Origin of the sequence: Aequorivita sp. CIP111184 (assembly GCF_900489465.1) — a bacterium.
Classification (GTDB): domain Bacteria; phylum Bacteroidota; class Bacteroidia; order Flavobacteriales; family Flavobacteriaceae; genus Aequorivita.
In genome coordinates this window covers 151,685-167,035 of sequence record NZ_UEFQ01000013.1, presented here as the reverse complement: position 1 = coordinate 167,035, position 15,351 = coordinate 151,685, and the positions used below count along the sequence as shown (strand labels likewise).

The window sequence follows — 15,351 nt, the reverse complement described above, 5'->3', positions numbered from 1 at the left end:
CAAAGAACCTGGGCGGGTAATGCTGCCAAGGGATATAAATAGGAACCCCCTGTAATATTGCACGACGCACTATTCTCAGGGTTTTTTTATGTAACCATTTAATGAACCAAGAATAACGCCCCTTTTATTCGTATAATTTAAAATAGTACGAATGAAAAAGTTATTGATTTCCGCAGTATTTACTTCATTATTTGTTTCTGTTTCCGCACAGGAAATACCTCAGGAAAAACCGCAAGATTCTACTAAGATTGAATCTTTGGACGAAGTTTTAGTGCAAGCCGTTCGCGTTTCTGCCGATTCGCCTATTACACACTCCAATCTCGACAAAGAAGAGCTTGAAAAGCGAAACCTAGGGCAGGACATTCCGTATATGCTCAATTATCTTCCATCGGTCGTCACCACAAGTGATGCTGGCGCTGGCGTGGGTTATACTTACATTCGGGTGCGCGGGAGCGATGCTTCAAGAGTGAATGTAACGTTGAATGGAATTCCCTACAACGATTCTGAAAGTCAGGGAACCTTTTGGGTGAATTTGCCCGATTTTACTTCTTCGGTTCAAAGTCTACAATTGCAACGCGGCGTTGGAACTTCCACCAATGGTTCGGGAGCTTTTGGAGCAAGTTTGAATTTGTTGAGCGACGCCGTTTCAAACGAAGCCTATGGTGAAATTTCAAATTCCTTCGGAAGTTTTAACACCCATAAACACAACGTCAAGTTTAGCACTGGCTTACTTTCGGACCATTTTGAATTAGCGGGAAGGTTGTCAACCATTCAATCCGAAGGTTATGTAGACAGAGCTAGTTCAGACTTGAAATCGTATTTTCTACAGGGAGCGTTTGTGAATAAAAATACCCTGATAAAAGCATTAGTTTTTGGAGGAAGGGAAGAAACCTATCAGTCATGGAATGGCTTGGAAGACCCGGAAAAACTTAAGAATGATAGAACCTACAACACCGTAGGAGAGTACACTGATGAAGATGGAAATATTCAATTTTACGATAATGAAGTAGATAATTATGCGCAGGATCATTATCAATTGCTTTGGAACCAGCGTTTCAACAATAATTGGAGCACGAATGTTTCTTTTAACTACACAAAAGGGGAAGGCTATTTTGAGCAATATAAAGAAGACGAAGATTTTGAAACATACAGTTTCGAACCGATTACAATTGACGGCGATACCATAAATACAACCGATTTAATCCGTCGCCGATGGTTGGATAACGATTTTTATGCAGCAAATGCAAACGTTAATTATAAAAACGATAAAATTGATTTTACTGGTGGAGCTTTTTACAGCTATTACACAGGCGATCATTATGGCGAAGTAATTTGGGCCCGCTACGCCAGCAATTCTGAAATCCGCGATCGGTATTACGAAGGAAATGGTGAGAAAAGTGAGTTTACCATTTTTTCAAAAGCAACCTACAGAATCAGTAATCAATTGAGTTTTTTCGGCGATTTGCAGGGCAGGTTTTTAAATTATAATACTTCGGGAATTACTTCAGATTTATTGCCGTTGAATATTGATGAAAACTATTCGTTTTTCAACCCAAAAGCAGGTTTGACTTATAAGTTGAACACTTCAAACCAATTCTATTTTTCTTACGGGAAAGCGCACCGCGAGCCTTCAAGAAATGATTACGAACAAGGAATTATCACACCTGAAAAACTGGACGATTTTGAACTTGGCTGGCGTTTCGCTTCGGAAAGTACAAAGGTTAGCACAAATGTTTTTTATATGAATTACAAAGATCAATTGGTGCTTTCCGGCGAATTGAACGATGTGGGTGCAGGTTTAAGAACAAGCAGCGGAAAAAGCTACCGATTGGGATTAGAGATTGATGCCGAAATTCAACTTTTGAAAAACTTAAGAACTATTCCAAATATAGCTTTGAGCACTAATAAAAATGTAGATTTTGTCACCTCACACAATGGTGAATTGGTAAATCTCGGCAACACAAACATTTCGTTTTCGCCAACGGTGGTTGCCGGAAATATGCTGGAATTTTCGCCAACTAAACAATTGCAATTAGGTTTTCTTTCAAAATTTGTAGGCGAGCAGTATATGGGAAATATTGATAGCAAAGCTTCAAAATTGGACAGCTACTTTATCAATGATTTAAATATTGTTTATACTTTGGATAATCTTCCGTGGGTAAAAGAAGTGGTTTTTTCAGCTTTAGTGAACAATATTTTTAATGTGAAATATATTTCTAACGGTTACTTTTATACTTATGATGACGATTTCAGTAATCCAGGAACTGTTACTACGGTTGAAGGTGCTGGTTATTATCCGCAGGCCACTATTAATTTTTTACTGGGGGCGACGATAAAATTTTAATTGCTAACAATAACGGTATTCCCACTTAACTGTGCATTGTATTGCTGCATAGGATACTTACTGCCTGGTTCGGTAGTGTGTTGTCCTGAAGTAATAAAATACTCATTGTCGTCATTTGTACATGGGCAACTAGCAATTACGCCGGTCAATTCCATACGCGAACAACTGCTTGGTACATGGTTTGGATCTGTAAGATCAAAAGCTAAATATTGGTTTTCACTAATACAATAAACTACAATTCCTTTGATTCCTTGACTGGTAATAATATAATTCCCTGGAAATTTTAAAGAATTGTATTCCGGTAGATTCAAATTTAAATTTAGGTTTACCGCAGGATCAGTTAAAAAGGGATTGCGCTCTTGTTTGTCGTCATTTTTTGAGCACGATAGCATTCCAATACCAATAAAAATAAGAAGAACTATTTTTTTCATAAATACAATTAAATTTTAAGGCCGAAATTACAACAAATTACAAAACAAGTAAATTTTTAGTATATTTGTTAAACACAATCCCGTCACAGTATGGGATTTTTTCAATTTATTAAGTGAGTCCCGCCACGAGTCGGGATTTTGTTATATTAAAGAATAGGTATGTTCTGCATACACAAACGACGAAGTTATGAGTAAAGTATCTTATTACACTGCCGAAGGATTAAAAAAATTAAGAGATGAAGTGGACCAGCTGCGCGATGTGGAACGCCCAAAGGCGTCTAACGCCATTGCCGAAGCCCGCGATAAAGGTGACTTGAGCGAAAACGCAGAATATGACGCCGCCAAAGAAGCACAGGGAATGCTGGAGATGCGAATTGCAAAAATGGAAGAAGTGCTTGCAAATGCCCGTTTGATAGATGAATCACAATTGGATTTGAGCAAAGTTCTGGTGCATTCAACCGTAAAGATTAAGAATCAAAATAATGGCATGGAAATGACATATAAGTTAGTTGCGCAAAGTGAAGCCGATCTTAAAACCGGAAAAATTTCTGTAGATTCTCCAATTGGTCACGGATTGTTGGGAAAAGAAGTAGGAGAGGTTGCCGAAATAAAGGTGCCCAATGGCGTGCTTAAATTTGAAATATTAGAAATTTCAAGAAATTAGTTATGGCATCAATTTTCACACAAATAATTGAAGGAGAAATACCGTGCTACAAAGTGGCGGAAGATGATAATTTCATCGCTTTTTTGGATATAAACCCAAATGCAAAGGGGCATACACTCTGTGTTCCAAAGGAAGAAATTGACAAGATTTTTGATATGGGCGAACATATGTATCTGCAATTGATGCAGTTTTCCCGAAAAGTTGCTCGAGGCTTAGAAAAAACCGTTCCGTGTAAAAGGGTAGGTATGGCCGTTGTAGGATTGGAAGTGCCTCACGTGCACGTACATCTAATTCCATTGAATGAAATGGACGATATGCGTTTTACCAAAAAGGTGAAAATGACATCAGAGGAATTCGAATTTTTGGCCGAAGCAATTTCAGAAAAAATTAAACCGTAGGAATCAAAAAATAAACCACGGCGGCAACAATAACAATTGCCACAACAATTAAAATATAAAATAGCGGTTTCACCTTTAAATATTGTTTATTGGCTTCTGCTATTTTTTTGTTATAATCAAAGACACGATCAATGTCTTCCGTCCAATTTACGGGGTAAATGGTGTTTTTACAGGTGTGGCAATACAATTTTTCATCAATCTGGAGTGCAGGTTTTTTGAAGAATGGAGTTTCTTTCTCTTCTTGTGTAAAGGTAATTTCCAAGCCATCTGTTCCAAAACAAGTGGGGCAGTTATTCTTTAGTCTGGCAGTATGTAATGTGTTGGTCTTCATAACTTAGTTTTCAGTCTTTAAGGAAATTTCCATAGTGGTACCTTCGCCCACAACGCTTTTCAATACTTTTATCTTTCCGTTGTGATATTCTTCAATAATACGTTTGGCAAGTGAAAGGCCTAGTCCCCAACCGCGTTTTTTTGTTGTGTGCCCTGGGGTAAAAATTTTACGGAATTCACTTTTTGTGAGTCCTTTTCCAGTGTCAGTTATGTGCACCAAAGCATATTTTGAATTTTGCTCGATAGCGATGGTTATTTTTCCTTTTCCCTTCATAGCATCAATTCCGTTTTTCACCAAATTCTCGATAGTCCAGCTGAAAAGCTGTGGATTCATTTGAACATAAATTGGTTTTTCGGGAACGTTAAGTTGAAAATTTATAAGTTTTGAAGTACGTTTTTGCAAGTAATAAAAAGTAGCTTTTGTTTCTTCCACTAAATCATGCTGTTCTAACTTTGGTACTGATCCAATCTTTGAAAAACGGTCTGTAATGGTCTCCAAACGGGAAATGTCTTTCTCTATTTCAACAACATATTCCTGATTGACATTTTCAGTTTTTAAAATTTCGGCCCAGCCCACCAATGAAGAAAGTGGTGTTCCTATTTGGTGTGCAGTTTCCTTTGCCATACCAGCCCAAAGCCTATTTTGCTCGGCAGATTTGGAAGTTTTGTAAAAAAGATAAACAGCTAAAATGAAAAGAAAAATTATCAAAATCAGGGCTGCGGGATAATACTTCAGTTTGTTTATCAAGGGCGAATTTCCAAAATAAATTATCGAAAGCACTTGGTCATTATACTTTACTTCCAATGGTTTGTATTCTGAAGTATAACGTTCAATAAGCTTTTCTCTGGCATCTTCATTTTTTAGTATTTTGGAATCTATATTTCTTCCGTCATAAAAGTCCTCTTTTAGTGTATGAAGAATCATAGGCGTAGTGCTGTTGCTTTGGATAATAGTAAGTGCCGTTTCACTCACTGAACTTCCCTCGCCCGCAAGACTTTGCGCTAACTCTTCCTGCGCCACAGCCCAAATTTCCATTTTCTTGCGCTCGTTTTCCTTTAATTGAATAAAGAAAATATAAGTATTCCACAAAATAAGACTTATGATAAAAAGAGAAGCCAAAATAAAACTCCAACGGGAGAACGTTTTTTTCCGCAGCATAAAGAAATTTTTTCCAGTTTAAATATAAAGCAAATATGTTGATATTATTGTACAATCAAGTTTTTACAAGCTATAATCTTTGGGTACATTTGCAAGTAATGATCTCTATAGAACCACACGAATTATCTACTGGAAAACTGCACGGATACCTTTTGGGTGCAGTTTCGCCAAGGCCAATATGCTTTGCAAGTACCATAGATAAAGAAGGAAACGTGAACCTTTCTCCCTTCAGTTTTTTTAATGTTTTTAGTGCAAAACCTCCAATCTTGGTTTTTTCACCGGCAAGACGTGGTCGCGACAACACCACGAAGCATACTTATGAAAATGTTTTGGAAGTGCCTGAAGTAGTTATTAACATTGTGAATTTTGAAATGGTGCAGCAAATGTCCCTTTCTTCCACAGAATATGCAAAAGGTGTAAACGAGTTTGAAAAGGCGGGGTTTACAGAATTGACTTCCGAAATGGTAAAACCACCGCGTGTGGCAGAAGCTCCCGTTCAATTGGAATGTAAAGTAAATGAAGTTATTGCGCTCGGTACAGAAGGTGGTGCAGGAAATTTGGTGATTTGTGAAGTGGTGAAAATTCACATAAAAGAAGAAATACTAGGCGAAGACGGAACCATCGATCCTTTTAAAATCGATACGGTTTCAAGACTTGGCGGCAACTGGTACAGTCGTGCCAAAGAAGGTCTTTTTGAAGTTCCAAAACCATTGACAACACTCGGAATGGGCGTGGATACGCTTCCTGAAGAAATACGCCACAGCAAAGTGTTGACAGGAAATGATTTGGGTATGTTGGGGAATATAGAAAATTTCCCAAATTCAGAAGAAATTAATATCTTTATAAATGCTTCTGAAGAATTGAAATGGTTACGAGATGAGGGCAATTCTTTAGAAATTCATAAGAAAGCGCAAGATTTTTTGTGCGAAGGAAAAATTGACGAGGCTTGGAAGGTGCTTTTAAGCAAAAAATAGAACGAAAACAATAAAGATTAAATAATTAAGCAAGAAAATGGAACTACAAGGAAAAATTAAGATGATAGATGAAACTAAAACCTACGGAAACAACGGTTTTAGGAAACGTGAGTTGGTAATTACTACTGAAGAGCAATATCCACAACATATTTTGATTGAATTTGTGCAGGACAAGACTGATTTGCTGAACAGCTACAAAGTAGGGCAGGACGTAAAAGTGAGTATCAACGTCCGAGGGCGTGAATGGGTGAACCCACAGGGCGAAACCAAATATTTCAACAGCATACAAGGATGGCGCGTTGAAAATGTAGCACAAGCAGCTGGAAATGGCGAAATGCCACCAATGCCACCAGCTGAAGCTTTTGAAACTGCTAACGATTTTAACGAAGAAGAACACGACGATCTTCCCTTTTAATTAAGGGCGGTAACCATTCCCATGGTTTTGAGGGCCTCGAAGAAAAATTGGTTTTCTTCGAGGTTTTTTTATGTGAAAATTATCACCAATTTTGAATAATGCATTATCTAACTGAACAACTTTGGTTTCCTAATACTTCTGAGGCTACCGTTGATGGGTTGCTAGCTATTGGTGGCGATCTTTCGGTGGAACGGTTGCTACTTGCCTATAATTCTGGAATTTTCCCGTGGTTTGAAGATGATCAGCCCATTCTTTGGTGGAGCCCAGACCCGCGAATGGTTTTGTTTCCTAAAAAATTTAAGGTTTCAAAAAGTCTTCGGAAAACTTTAAACAGTGAGAAATTTAAAATCACTTTCAATCAAAATTTTGCTGAAGTCATAAAAAAATGTGCCACTGCTCCGCGAAAAGGACAAGCAGGAACTTGGATTACCGAAGAAATGCAACGGGCATATATTGCTTTGCATAAAGCTGGTAACGCTGTTTCAGTTGAGGTGTGGGATAAAGATAAATTAGTGGGCGGACTTTACGGAGTGGATCTTCCCCAGAAAAAAGTGTTTTGTGGTGAAAGCATGTTCAGCTTGGTGAGTGATGCTTCGAAAGTGGCTTTTTATCATCTTGCAGAAGATATAAAAAATAAAAATTATAAGTTTATTGACTGTCAGATTTATAATACACATTTGGAAAGTTTAGGAGCCGAGGAGATTGAGAGAGAGGCGTTTTTGGTGATGCTTAAATAATTTTCTTTATAATAAACTCTTTCTGGCATATTTATCAAATCAATTAAACCCCTATCTTCGTAATCCACAATCCGCTATTCAGATGAAAAAATATTACACAAAATACCTCTTGGTATTGTTGATGGCATTGCAAACTGCTTTTGCTATTTCACAGGAAAAACAAAATCTTCCGCACAACCTCACCGAAACGGAAAAAGGACTCGTCTCGGAATTTCAGTTTACAAGTCCGCGACTAACGGCACCGCCATCAGGTCCCGTTCGCGCTGCAGCAGAATGGGAAGAGGTGGAATATCTTTTAGTTACTTGGAATCCTTCCTATCCCACTATCCTTCGGCAAATAGTTCAAGCTGGAGTTCAAGAATGTAAAGTTGTAATAACTACACAAAATGAAGCTTCAGTGGCAAATTACCTAACCACTAATGGTGTGGACCTTACCAATGTAATTTTTCTAGATGTTCCTTGGGACAGTATTTGGATTCGCGATTATGGCGGGAACACAATTTATTCAGACGATGTGGGCGAACTTGCGTTGACTGATTGGATTTATAACCGTCCCCGCCCAAATGACAATGTAATGCCTGTGGCACATGCGGCTCAAGCAGGAATTCCGCTTTATACAACCAATTCTGGCACCAATGATTTGGTAAACACTGGCGGCAACTATATGAGTGATGGATTGGGTAACGCCTTTGCCTCAGATTTAATTTTGAATGAAAATGCTGCTGGAAATCCTTACGGAGTAAGCGTTAAAACCGAAGCCCAGATTGATGGAATTATGCAAGAATATATGGGAATCAATCGTTTTGTAAAAATGAATACGTTGCCATATGACGTTATTCACCATATTGATATGCACATGAAATTGCTTGACGAAGAAACAATTTTAGTTAGCAAATATCCTCCCGGAGTGGCTGATGGTCCCCAAATTGAAGCGAATATCCAGTATGTTTTAGACAATTTTCAATCTCCTTTTGGCACCCCATACAATATAGAATGGATTGATGCGCCTCCAAGTACCACAGGACATTATCCTGACACTAACGGGCCATACAATACTTATAGTAATGCTGTTTTCGTAAATAAAACTATTATGGTTCCAATCTATAGACCAGATGTTGATGGGCCTGCGCTTGCAAAATATCAAGAAATGTTACCAGGGTACAATGTAGTGGGAATAGATGTGGACAATACCGGGGAAAATTTAATTAATTCAAAAGGAGCTATTCATTGCATCACGCATACCATTGGAGTTGCAGAGCCACTTTGGATTGTTCATCAACCCATTGATGAAGCTAATGCCGGCACTACGGTAACTATAGATGCTTTTATAAAACATATTTCATTGGTGGAACAAGCCAAGGTTTTTTGGAGGGAAGAGGGCTCCCTTATTTACAACGAAATTGAAATGTCTCCTTCAAATTCCGATTATTGGACCGCAGATTTGACTATCCCAAATACACCAGGAAATATTGAATATTACATTTGGGCCAAAGCCTTTTCTGGGAAGGAATTGAATCGTCCCATAGTAGCGCCAGAAGGTTATTGGACCATTCAGGTTGAAAATCTTTCAGTGGATGAATGGGCACAGAACCATATTTCAGCAGCCTACCCAAACCCAACTACTGGTAAGGTATCATTTAATATGAATGCAATTCAAGGTTCTGTAAAGGTAGAAATCCACAATCTTTTGGGTCAAAAATTATACGAAACCAATGTTGAAAATGGCAATGGAAAAATAACATTAGACCTTAATCAAAATTGGCAAGGAACATTGCTTATTACTTTTGAAGGTGACTTCGGAAAGATTCATAAAAAGGTTATTAAGCTGTAAATCTTTTGCTTAGGAAATAAAATTTCTATCAAAATCCACAATTTATTGTGGATTTTTTTGTTTTTTTACAATGTTAACCTACACAATCAACTGTAAACCTACAATACTGCAGTTGTTTGTAATTAAAAAATTAGCCCCAAATGAAATTCAAGTCTAACCTACTTGCATTCCTGCTATTTGCAGGAATCACTTCCGTTTCCTTTTCACAATCCAACACCAAAACCGACGTTAATAAAGATATTGATGTGGTTCGCGTCTACGAACAAGTTGTTCAGGAAGGCTACGGCACGCCATTTATTTATAAAAATTTGGCGAATGCGTATTATTTCAGAAATGAATACAACAAAGCTTTAATATGGTTCGAAAAACTCTTTGCAGCCGAAAAAAACTCAGATCCTGAAATCGCGCAGCGTTACCAACAAACCTTGAAAGCTGTAAAAGTAAATAAAACTTCAGCCGCTGTAGTTAAAATCTAAAGTGAATAGATTCTTCTGTTGAATAAGAAAAACGCCGATTTGTTAAATTTTTCGGGGTTGGCAATATATTGGATCTTTTTAAGTTTTTTGAATAACAAACCTCACGAACAAAAGCAATCCCGCTAAAACGGCAAGCGTTCGTTTTAAATTCAATATCCCCAATGATTACTAAGCAAAATCTGGTTGCTCTTCTATTATTTGTAAGTATTTCAACAGTTTCTTTTTCGCAAACCAGTCAGCACAAAACAGACGTTAATAAAGATATTGATGTAGTTCGTGTATATGAACAAGTGGTTGTAGAGGGCTACGGCACACCTTTCATTTATAAAAAACTGGCTACGGCATACTATTTCAAAAGTGAATACGGAAAGGCACTGGCTTGGTTCCAAAAATTATTTGCTGAAGAAAAAAACACAGATCCTGAACTTGCTCATCAGTACAATCAGGCATTAAAGGCAGTTGCTGCTTCAAATCCTATTAATTCTGAAAACATTTCTTTTTTGAAATAATCACACTTCGTGATAGCGAAAGCAATCTTCAATATGGTCATTAACCATTCCAGTTGCCTGCATATGTGCATAAACAACAGTGCTACCCACGAATTTAAATCCACGTTTCTTTAAGTCTTTACTCAAGGCATCACTTAGCTCAGTAGTTGAAGGAGCATTTTTGTGTGATTTCAGAATATTCTTAATAGGCTTATGGTTCACAAATTCCCAAAAATAATTGCTGAAACTTCCAAACTCTTTCTGAACTTCCATAAAATGTTTGGCGTTTGTAACAGCAGCGTGCACTTTCAATTTATTTCGAATAATCCCTTCATTTTGAAGTAAAGAATCAATTTTTGAATGATCGTATTTAGCGATTTTTTTATAGTCGAAATTATCAAAGGCTTTTCTAAAATTCTCTCGTTTCCGAAGAATGGTTATCCAGCTCAATCCGGCCTGAAAGGTTTCCAAAATTAAAAATTCAAATAGGGTTTTATCGTCTTTCACAGGCACACCCCATTCCTCATCATGATATTTAACGTAGAGTGGATCGGTTCCACACCACCCACAGCGCACTTTTTCTGATTTCATAACTTTATCTATTATTGACTGTGAAGATGCTGTACTGAATATTTGTTTACTGTTGACCCGGAAAATTAAATGAAATCGTGCCCAACTGTTTCGTTTTTGAGGCATCAGTATTAAAACGCGCTTGTTCGGAATATTCCAAAGCCGCGTCTATCAAACATTCATTGGAAGTGGTGGAAGCGGCTCTGTTGTAAGAATTCTTAACTACTTTGCCTAAATTATTGACTTCAATATTAATTACAACTTTTCCAGAACCGTAACAAGTATAAACCGGATTGGGCAGATCCATGTCTTTTCGGTTTATTAATTGATAACTTATGGTGGTATTTCTATTGCCGCTTTTCACAACAGCTTCGCCTTCTTTCCCGCTTTCACTATTAGAAAATTTCTGCTTTTTTTTCTTTTCAGGTTTTGTAATTACTGAAGTTCCACTGCCGTTTTCGCTTTTTGAATTCTCCATAGCTTCGTTCATTTCCTGAAGTTTGCCCTCGGTAGTTTCCGTAATTTCTTGCTCATCGTTTTCTATGGAAGAAATAAATTTTTCGGCTTCGTTGTAAGCGCGATTGGTTTCAACTTTTACTATTTCGGGCGTAAGGTCTGCAATTGCGAGATCTTCGGGAAGCAATTCTTCGGGAGCCATAACTACATCATACGTTTCCTCATTGGTTTCCACCTTTTCCTTTGACAGCTTAATGCTATATAGTGATAAGACCAAAATGCCAGTAAGCATTGAGGTTATGAGGAAAGCTCTGTATGAATAATTGAAATTCATTATCGCAAGTACCGAAATTTTGCGCAAAATTCCACAAAAACGCTAAAAATTAAGATGGTATTAGCGTTATTTTAACTTGGAAGTGATGCTTCAAAGGCTTCAATTCCAACTGCATTTTCAACAGAATAAGAACCAATTTTTGTTCTTCGAAGGGCAGAAAGGTGTGCGCCGTTGTTCAAAGCCCTTCCAAAATCATTAGCCAAAGAGCGAATATAAGTGCCTTTACTGCAAACCACGCGAAAGCTTATTTTCGGAAGATCAATCTCTGTAATTTCAAATTCTGAGATGGTAACTGTTCTAAATGGAATTTCAACTTCTTCACCGTTTCTGGCAAATTCATACAATCGTTTTCCATCTTTTTTTAAAGCTGAAAAAACTGGCGGTTGTTGCTGAATTTCACCCAAAAAATGTTTTGTAGCTTCTTCTATTTTTTCAGAAGTAATTTCTGAAATATCAAAAGTTTGGTCAATTTCGGTTTCTAAATCATAGCTGGGCGTGGTGGCTCCCACTGTAAAAGTCCCGGTGTATTCTTTAACTTGCGCTTGAAAAGTGTCTATTTTTTTGGTAAATTTTCCTGAACAGATTATCAAGAGCCCACTTGCCAAAGGATCAAGTGTGCCGGCGTGTCCAACTTTTATTTTTTTAATTCCGAAGGATTTTTTAATTAACCACCGCACTTTGTTTACCGCTTGGAATGATGTCCATTCCAAAGGTTTGTCTATTAAAATTACTTGGCCTTCTTTGTAATCTTCTTCAGTCATTAAATTACTGTAAGTTCTTGAATAAAAAAGTGAATCAATAAAACTGAGACTCCAGCGATAATTCTATAGTAACCAAATATTTTAAAGCCGTGTTTGCTCAAATAGTTGATGAATGATTTTATGGCAATCAAAGCCACAACAAAACCAACAACGTTTCCAATTATTAACAAATTTACTTGTTCAGAAGAAATTTGAAATCCTGCTTCGTAATAATCGTAACTTTTTTTCACGGTAGCACCCAACATCGTTGGGATTGCCAAAAAGAAAGAAAATTCAGCGGCCACAGTTCGCGACAGTTTCTGACTCATACCGCCCACAATACTCGCGCCACTCCGTGAAACACCGGGTATCATTGCCAAACATTGGAAGAAACCAATTTTTAAAGCAGTGAGATATGAAATTTCTGTCTGCTCACCATCGCCAAACCAATCGTCCACTTTTAAAAGAATAAATCCACCAATTATCAATGAAACCGCAACAGTGATTGGGTTTTCCAAAAGGCTATCTATAAAATCGCTCAAAAGTAGTCCTAAAAATACGGCTGGAAGAAATGCGACGAAAAGCTTGTAGTAAAAATCCAAGCTTTGGAAGAAGCGTTTAAAGTATAAAACCACAACGCTCATAATAGTTCCAAGCTGGATTACTATGGTAAAAAGTTTGGTAAAATCATCGCCTGCAATCCCGAAAAAGGAAGAAGCGATAATCATATGGCCGGTTGAAGAAACGGGTAAAAATTCTGTTAAACCTTCAATAACTGCAAGGACAATAGCTTGTAATGTATCCACTAATTTTCTTCTTTGCTATTCGGTTTTAATAAAATGGCGTAAACTTCAATGGCGAATCCCAAAAGCACCATTGCTGGGGCTAAACGAATGCGGCGCCAATTGTAAATTTCAGGATTGAAAACGTTGGGGTCATCGCTTCCGCCGCCGGTCATCAATATAAAACCCAGAGCAATAAAGGCGATGCCAATAAGCATGAATTTGTAGTTTTTTCTATCAAAAACAAATTCTGTTTTTATTTCTTCTTTTCGTTTCTTTTCTCCCATAATTAAAAGTTTGTAGTTTCATCCTTCAGCAAGCTAAGGATGATATTTTTTATTTAATAATAAAGATCATCCGTGCGTAAATTCAAAAAGCGCTGTGTGGCAATAAAAGTACTAATCCAAGTAATAATCACGCCCATTAAAAGTATAAAAACAAATAGAACTGTTAGCAAAACGGGGTCGCCTAATAATTGTAATTGCGGGAAACTTTCGTTGAGGTAATATAAAACCAAAGCCATTCCTATCATTGCAACAACAGCTCCAACTATTCCAAGACGAACGCTTTTCCAAACAAAGGGCTGACGAATAAACTTCTTGGTAGCGCCCACCATTTGCATTGTTTTTATCGTAAATCGTTTAGCGTAAATGGAAAGTCTAATACTACTGTTTATTAATAATACTGCAATAAAAGTGAAAATTCCACTAATTACTAATACCCAAAAACTGATGCGCTGTACGTTTTCAGTTAGCTGCGCAATTAAAGGTTTGTCATAAATTACGTCATCTACAAAACCCTTGCTTTTAAGTTCGTTGGTTATTTCTTCCATTTTTTGTGGCGTTACGTAATCTGCCAAAATATAAACATCAATGCTATTTTGAAGTGGATTATCACCTAAATATTCAATGAAATTCTCACCTAAAGTTTCAGAATGTTCTTTTGCAGCCTCTTCTTTTGAAACAAAAGTTGCTGATTTTGTATATTCCGCCAAAGCTAAACTTTGTTTTAATTGAGTGATTTCAACCTCTTTGGCTGTGTCTTTTAAGAAAACGGTTATGGCAATTTGTTCCTTAAAATAATCGGCTACTTTTTTTGAATTTAAAACCAGCAATCCTAATAACCCCAATAGGAAAAGTACCAGCGAAATACTGATAACTACTGAAAAATAGGAAGAAATTAATCTGCGTTTTTGATATTTTTCAAAAGAAGAACTCATAAGGTTTGCCGAATTTTGCCGTAAAAATACAAGTAATTTTGCATCTTGTGTTAAACAACGCTGAAAGTTTCCAATTTGTTATAATAAGATTAAATTTGGAGCGCCTTAAATATTATTAATATCATAAAAAACCTACTTAAATACCTGAAAATTTCCCGACCGGGACTTTGGTTTCCAACAATATGGATTTACTTGGTTCCGTTCCAATTAGCTTCAAACTTTTGGGAAAAGCCACTTTTTTGGGTGGGTCTATTTTATGTTACGTTTCCTTTGAATTTCTTGGTTTACGGATTAAACGATTTTACCGATGGAAAAGCAGATTCATTAAATCCACGAAAAGGCAATTATTTATTTGGCGCTAATTTCAGTAAAGAAGAATTAAAATCGGTTCCGTGGTATATTCTTAGTGTAACTGTACCCTTTCTGGCCTATTTCTCATATGTTGGTGGCGGTGAATTATTTATTATGTTATTGTTTATGATTGTTTTAAATATTGTTTACAATTACAAACCCTTCCGACTTAAAAAGCGTCCGCCCTTCGATATTTTAATGCAAGTGGGCTATGTTTTTACAGCGCTTTTTAGCATTCTTTTGAATGACTTACAAATGATTCCGTGGCAAACTTTGCTTTATCTCACGCTTTTTGCTTTTCAAGCGCACATTGCGGGTGAAATAATGGATATTGAGCCCGATATTCTGACTAAAAAGAAAACTACTGCGGTATTAATCGGAAGAAAAAAAGCCAAATTTCTAATGTTATTTCTGCTTTTATTTGAAGTATATATCTTAAAATTTTGGTTTGATGATTGGATGCTATCTTCGTTTTTGGCTGCTTTCTCACTTTGGCTGATTTTGGATATTTTTATCTTTTTCAAAGACAAACCGTATACCGTTCCACAAATGAAAATTTTCGGAATTGCCATAAATGTTGCAGCAATTCTGTCAATGATTTGGGTGCTTTATTCAGGAAATCTACTGCATCCAAATTTTTAAATTATAGGGT

The 15,351-nt window shown here is 36.9% G+C and carries 19 protein-coding genes; 10 read left to right on the top strand and 9 right to left on the bottom strand.

Annotated elements, in window-relative coordinates:
• Positions 1-151 precede the first annotated feature (151 nt).
• Positions 152-2,344: a TonB-dependent receptor gene (locus tag AEQU1_RS00890; RefSeq protein WP_111878037.1), complete on the top strand. Its 2,193-nt coding sequence runs from the start codon at positions 152-154 to the stop codon at positions 2,342-2,344.
• On the opposite strand, the gene AEQU1_RS00885 is transcribed toward AEQU1_RS00890, so the two are convergent.
• Entirely contained in the window at positions 2,341-2,775 is a 435-nt protein-coding gene (locus AEQU1_RS00885) for a hypothetical protein (RefSeq protein ID WP_111878036.1), read from the bottom strand. The two genes, AEQU1_RS00890 and AEQU1_RS00885, sit on opposite strands and share 4 nt — an antisense overlap.
• Positions 2,776-2,962: 187 nt before the next feature.
• Between AEQU1_RS00885 and greA the strand changes: the two genes are divergently transcribed.
• A complete protein-coding gene (gene greA, locus AEQU1_RS00880) occupies positions 2,963-3,439 on the top strand; it encodes a transcription elongation factor GreA (RefSeq protein WP_111878034.1) in 477 nt (158 codons plus the stop codon).
• A 2-nt stretch (positions 3,440-3,441) separates the two neighbouring features.
• On the top strand, positions 3,442-3,837 hold the full coding sequence (locus AEQU1_RS00875; RefSeq protein ID WP_111878032.1) for an HIT family protein: 396 nt from the start codon (positions 3,442-3,444) through the stop codon (positions 3,835-3,837).
• On the opposite strand, the gene AEQU1_RS00870 is transcribed toward AEQU1_RS00875, so the two are convergent.
• Both AEQU1_RS00870 and AEQU1_RS00865 read right to left on the bottom strand, forming a co-directional pair.
• Entirely contained in the window at positions 3,827-4,168 is a 342-nt protein-coding gene (locus AEQU1_RS00870) for a hypothetical protein (RefSeq protein ID WP_111878031.1), read from the bottom strand. The genes AEQU1_RS00875 and AEQU1_RS00870 overlap by 11 nt on opposite strands.
• 3 nt (positions 4,169-4,171) lie before the next feature.
• Positions 4,172-5,326, bottom strand: coding sequence for a HAMP domain-containing sensor histidine kinase (locus tag AEQU1_RS00865; RefSeq protein ID WP_111878029.1), 1,155 nt, complete (start codon positions 5,324-5,326; stop codon positions 4,172-4,174).
• A gap of 98 nt (positions 5,327-5,424) precedes the next feature.
• Here AEQU1_RS00865 and AEQU1_RS00860 point away from each other — a divergent pair, with 98 nt between their 5' ends.
• The 6 genes from AEQU1_RS00860 to AEQU1_RS00835 all read left to right on the top strand — a co-directional run bounded on the left by AEQU1_RS00860 (position 5,425) and on the right by AEQU1_RS00835 (position 10,268).
• Positions 5,425-6,300: a flavin reductase family protein gene (locus tag AEQU1_RS00860; RefSeq protein ID WP_181566704.1), complete on the top strand. Its 876-nt coding sequence runs from the start codon at positions 5,425-5,427 to the stop codon at positions 6,298-6,300.
• Between the two features lie 37 nt (positions 6,301-6,337).
• The gene (locus AEQU1_RS00855; RefSeq protein WP_111878025.1) at positions 6,338-6,715 is read left to right on the top strand and encodes a DUF3127 domain-containing protein; all 378 of its coding nucleotides are present in this window, start codon (positions 6,338-6,340) and stop codon (positions 6,713-6,715) included.
• Between the two features lie 98 nt (positions 6,716-6,813).
• On the top strand, positions 6,814-7,452 hold the full coding sequence (aat, locus tag AEQU1_RS00850) for a leucyl/phenylalanyl-tRNA--protein transferase (RefSeq protein ID WP_111878024.1): 639 nt from the start codon (positions 6,814-6,816) through the stop codon (positions 7,450-7,452).
• 82 nt (positions 7,453-7,534) lie between these two features.
• Positions 7,535-9,283, top strand: a complete 1,749-nt coding sequence (locus tag AEQU1_RS00845; RefSeq protein WP_111878022.1) for an agmatine deiminase family protein — start codon at positions 7,535-7,537, stop codon at positions 9,281-9,283.
• 140 nt (positions 9,284-9,423) lie between these two features.
• Positions 9,424-9,759: a tetratricopeptide repeat protein gene (locus tag AEQU1_RS00840; protein ID WP_111878021.1), complete on the top strand. Its 336-nt coding sequence runs from the start codon at positions 9,424-9,426 to the stop codon at positions 9,757-9,759.
• 161 nt (positions 9,760-9,920) lie between these two features.
• Complete coding sequence (locus AEQU1_RS00835; protein WP_111878019.1) at positions 9,921-10,268, top strand: hypothetical protein; 348 nt, start codon at positions 9,921-9,923, stop codon at positions 10,266-10,268.
• Here AEQU1_RS00835 and AEQU1_RS00830 read toward each other — a convergent pair whose 3' ends face one another.
• From AEQU1_RS00830 to AEQU1_RS00805, 6 genes are read right to left on the bottom strand one after another with little or no spacing between them, the layout of a single operon-like run.
• Positions 10,269-10,838 (bottom strand): DNA-3-methyladenine glycosylase I, encoded by a 570-nt coding sequence (locus AEQU1_RS00830; RefSeq protein ID WP_111878018.1) that lies wholly within the window; start codon positions 10,836-10,838, stop codon positions 10,269-10,271.
• A gap of 46 nt (positions 10,839-10,884) precedes the next feature.
• Positions 10,885-11,634: a hypothetical protein gene (locus tag AEQU1_RS00825; protein ID WP_146743694.1), complete on the bottom strand. Its 750-nt coding sequence runs from the start codon at positions 11,632-11,634 to the stop codon at positions 10,885-10,887.
• Positions 11,635-11,678: 44 nt separating this feature from the next.
• A complete protein-coding gene (truB, locus tag AEQU1_RS00820) occupies positions 11,679-12,368 on the bottom strand; it encodes a tRNA pseudouridine(55) synthase TruB (RefSeq protein WP_111878015.1) in 690 nt (229 codons plus the stop codon).
• Positions 12,368-13,153: an undecaprenyl-diphosphate phosphatase gene (locus AEQU1_RS00815; protein WP_111878013.1), complete on the bottom strand. Its 786-nt coding sequence runs from the start codon at positions 13,151-13,153 to the stop codon at positions 12,368-12,370. Before AEQU1_RS00815 ends, truB begins: the two co-directional genes overlap by 1 nt.
• The gene (locus tag AEQU1_RS00810) at positions 13,153-13,416 is read right to left on the bottom strand and encodes a DUF3098 domain-containing protein (RefSeq protein WP_111878011.1); all 264 of its coding nucleotides are present in this window, start codon (positions 13,414-13,416) and stop codon (positions 13,153-13,155) included. Before AEQU1_RS00810 ends, AEQU1_RS00815 begins: the two co-directional genes overlap by 1 nt.
• Before the next feature lie 53 nt (positions 13,417-13,469).
• Positions 13,470-14,348 (bottom strand): ABC transporter permease, encoded by an 879-nt coding sequence (locus tag AEQU1_RS00805; protein ID WP_111878010.1) that lies wholly within the window; start codon positions 14,346-14,348, stop codon positions 13,470-13,472.
• Positions 14,349-14,441: 93 nt separating this feature from the next.
• On the opposite strand from AEQU1_RS00805, the gene AEQU1_RS00800 reads away from it, so the two are divergent.
• Positions 14,442-15,341: a UbiA family prenyltransferase gene (locus AEQU1_RS00800; protein ID WP_111878008.1), complete on the top strand. Its 900-nt coding sequence runs from the start codon at positions 14,442-14,444 to the stop codon at positions 15,339-15,341.
• The last annotated feature ends 10 nt before the right edge of the window (positions 15,342-15,351 follow it).

What these genes read in the sequence shown, in the direction of transcription:
- AEQU1_RS00890 (WP_111878037.1), top strand. Translation starts at nt 152, where the DNA reads ATGAAAAAGTTATTGATTTCCGCAGTATTTACTTCATTATTTGTTTCT.
- AEQU1_RS00885 (WP_111878036.1), bottom strand. Translation starts at nt 2,775, where the DNA reads ATGAAAAAAATAGTTCTTCTTATTTTTATTGGTATTGGAATGCTATCG.
- greA (WP_111878034.1), top strand. Translation starts at nt 2,963, where the DNA reads ATGAGTAAAGTATCTTATTACACTGCCGAAGGATTAAAAAAATTAAGA.
- AEQU1_RS00875 (WP_111878032.1), top strand. Translation starts at nt 3,442, where the DNA reads ATGGCATCAATTTTCACACAAATAATTGAAGGAGAAATACCGTGCTAC.
- AEQU1_RS00870 (WP_111878031.1), bottom strand. Translation starts at nt 4,168, where the DNA reads ATGAAGACCAACACATTACATACTGCCAGACTAAAGAATAACTGCCCC.
- AEQU1_RS00865 (WP_111878029.1), bottom strand. Translation starts at nt 5,326, where the DNA reads ATGCTGCGGAAAAAAACGTTCTCCCGTTGGAGTTTTATTTTGGCTTCT.
- AEQU1_RS00860 (WP_181566704.1), top strand. Translation starts at nt 5,425, where the DNA reads ATGATCTCTATAGAACCACACGAATTATCTACTGGAAAACTGCACGGA.
- AEQU1_RS00855 (WP_111878025.1), top strand. Translation starts at nt 6,338, where the DNA reads ATGGAACTACAAGGAAAAATTAAGATGATAGATGAAACTAAAACCTAC.
- aat (WP_111878024.1), top strand. Translation starts at nt 6,814, where the DNA reads ATGCATTATCTAACTGAACAACTTTGGTTTCCTAATACTTCTGAGGCT.
- AEQU1_RS00845 (WP_111878022.1), top strand. Translation starts at nt 7,535, where the DNA reads ATGAAAAAATATTACACAAAATACCTCTTGGTATTGTTGATGGCATTG.
- AEQU1_RS00840 (WP_111878021.1), top strand. Translation starts at nt 9,424, where the DNA reads ATGAAATTCAAGTCTAACCTACTTGCATTCCTGCTATTTGCAGGAATC.
- AEQU1_RS00835 (WP_111878019.1), top strand. Translation starts at nt 9,921, where the DNA reads ATGATTACTAAGCAAAATCTGGTTGCTCTTCTATTATTTGTAAGTATT.
- AEQU1_RS00830 (WP_111878018.1), bottom strand. Translation starts at nt 10,838, where the DNA reads ATGAAATCAGAAAAAGTGCGCTGTGGGTGGTGTGGAACCGATCCACTC.
- truB (WP_111878015.1), bottom strand. Translation starts at nt 12,368, where the DNA reads ATGACTGAAGAAGATTACAAAGAAGGCCAAGTAATTTTAATAGACAAA.
- AEQU1_RS00810 (WP_111878011.1), bottom strand. Translation starts at nt 13,416, where the DNA reads ATGGGAGAAAAGAAACGAAAAGAAGAAATAAAAACAGAATTTGTTTTT.
- AEQU1_RS00805 (WP_111878010.1), bottom strand. Translation starts at nt 14,348, where the DNA reads ATGAGTTCTTCTTTTGAAAAATATCAAAAACGCAGATTAATTTCTTCC.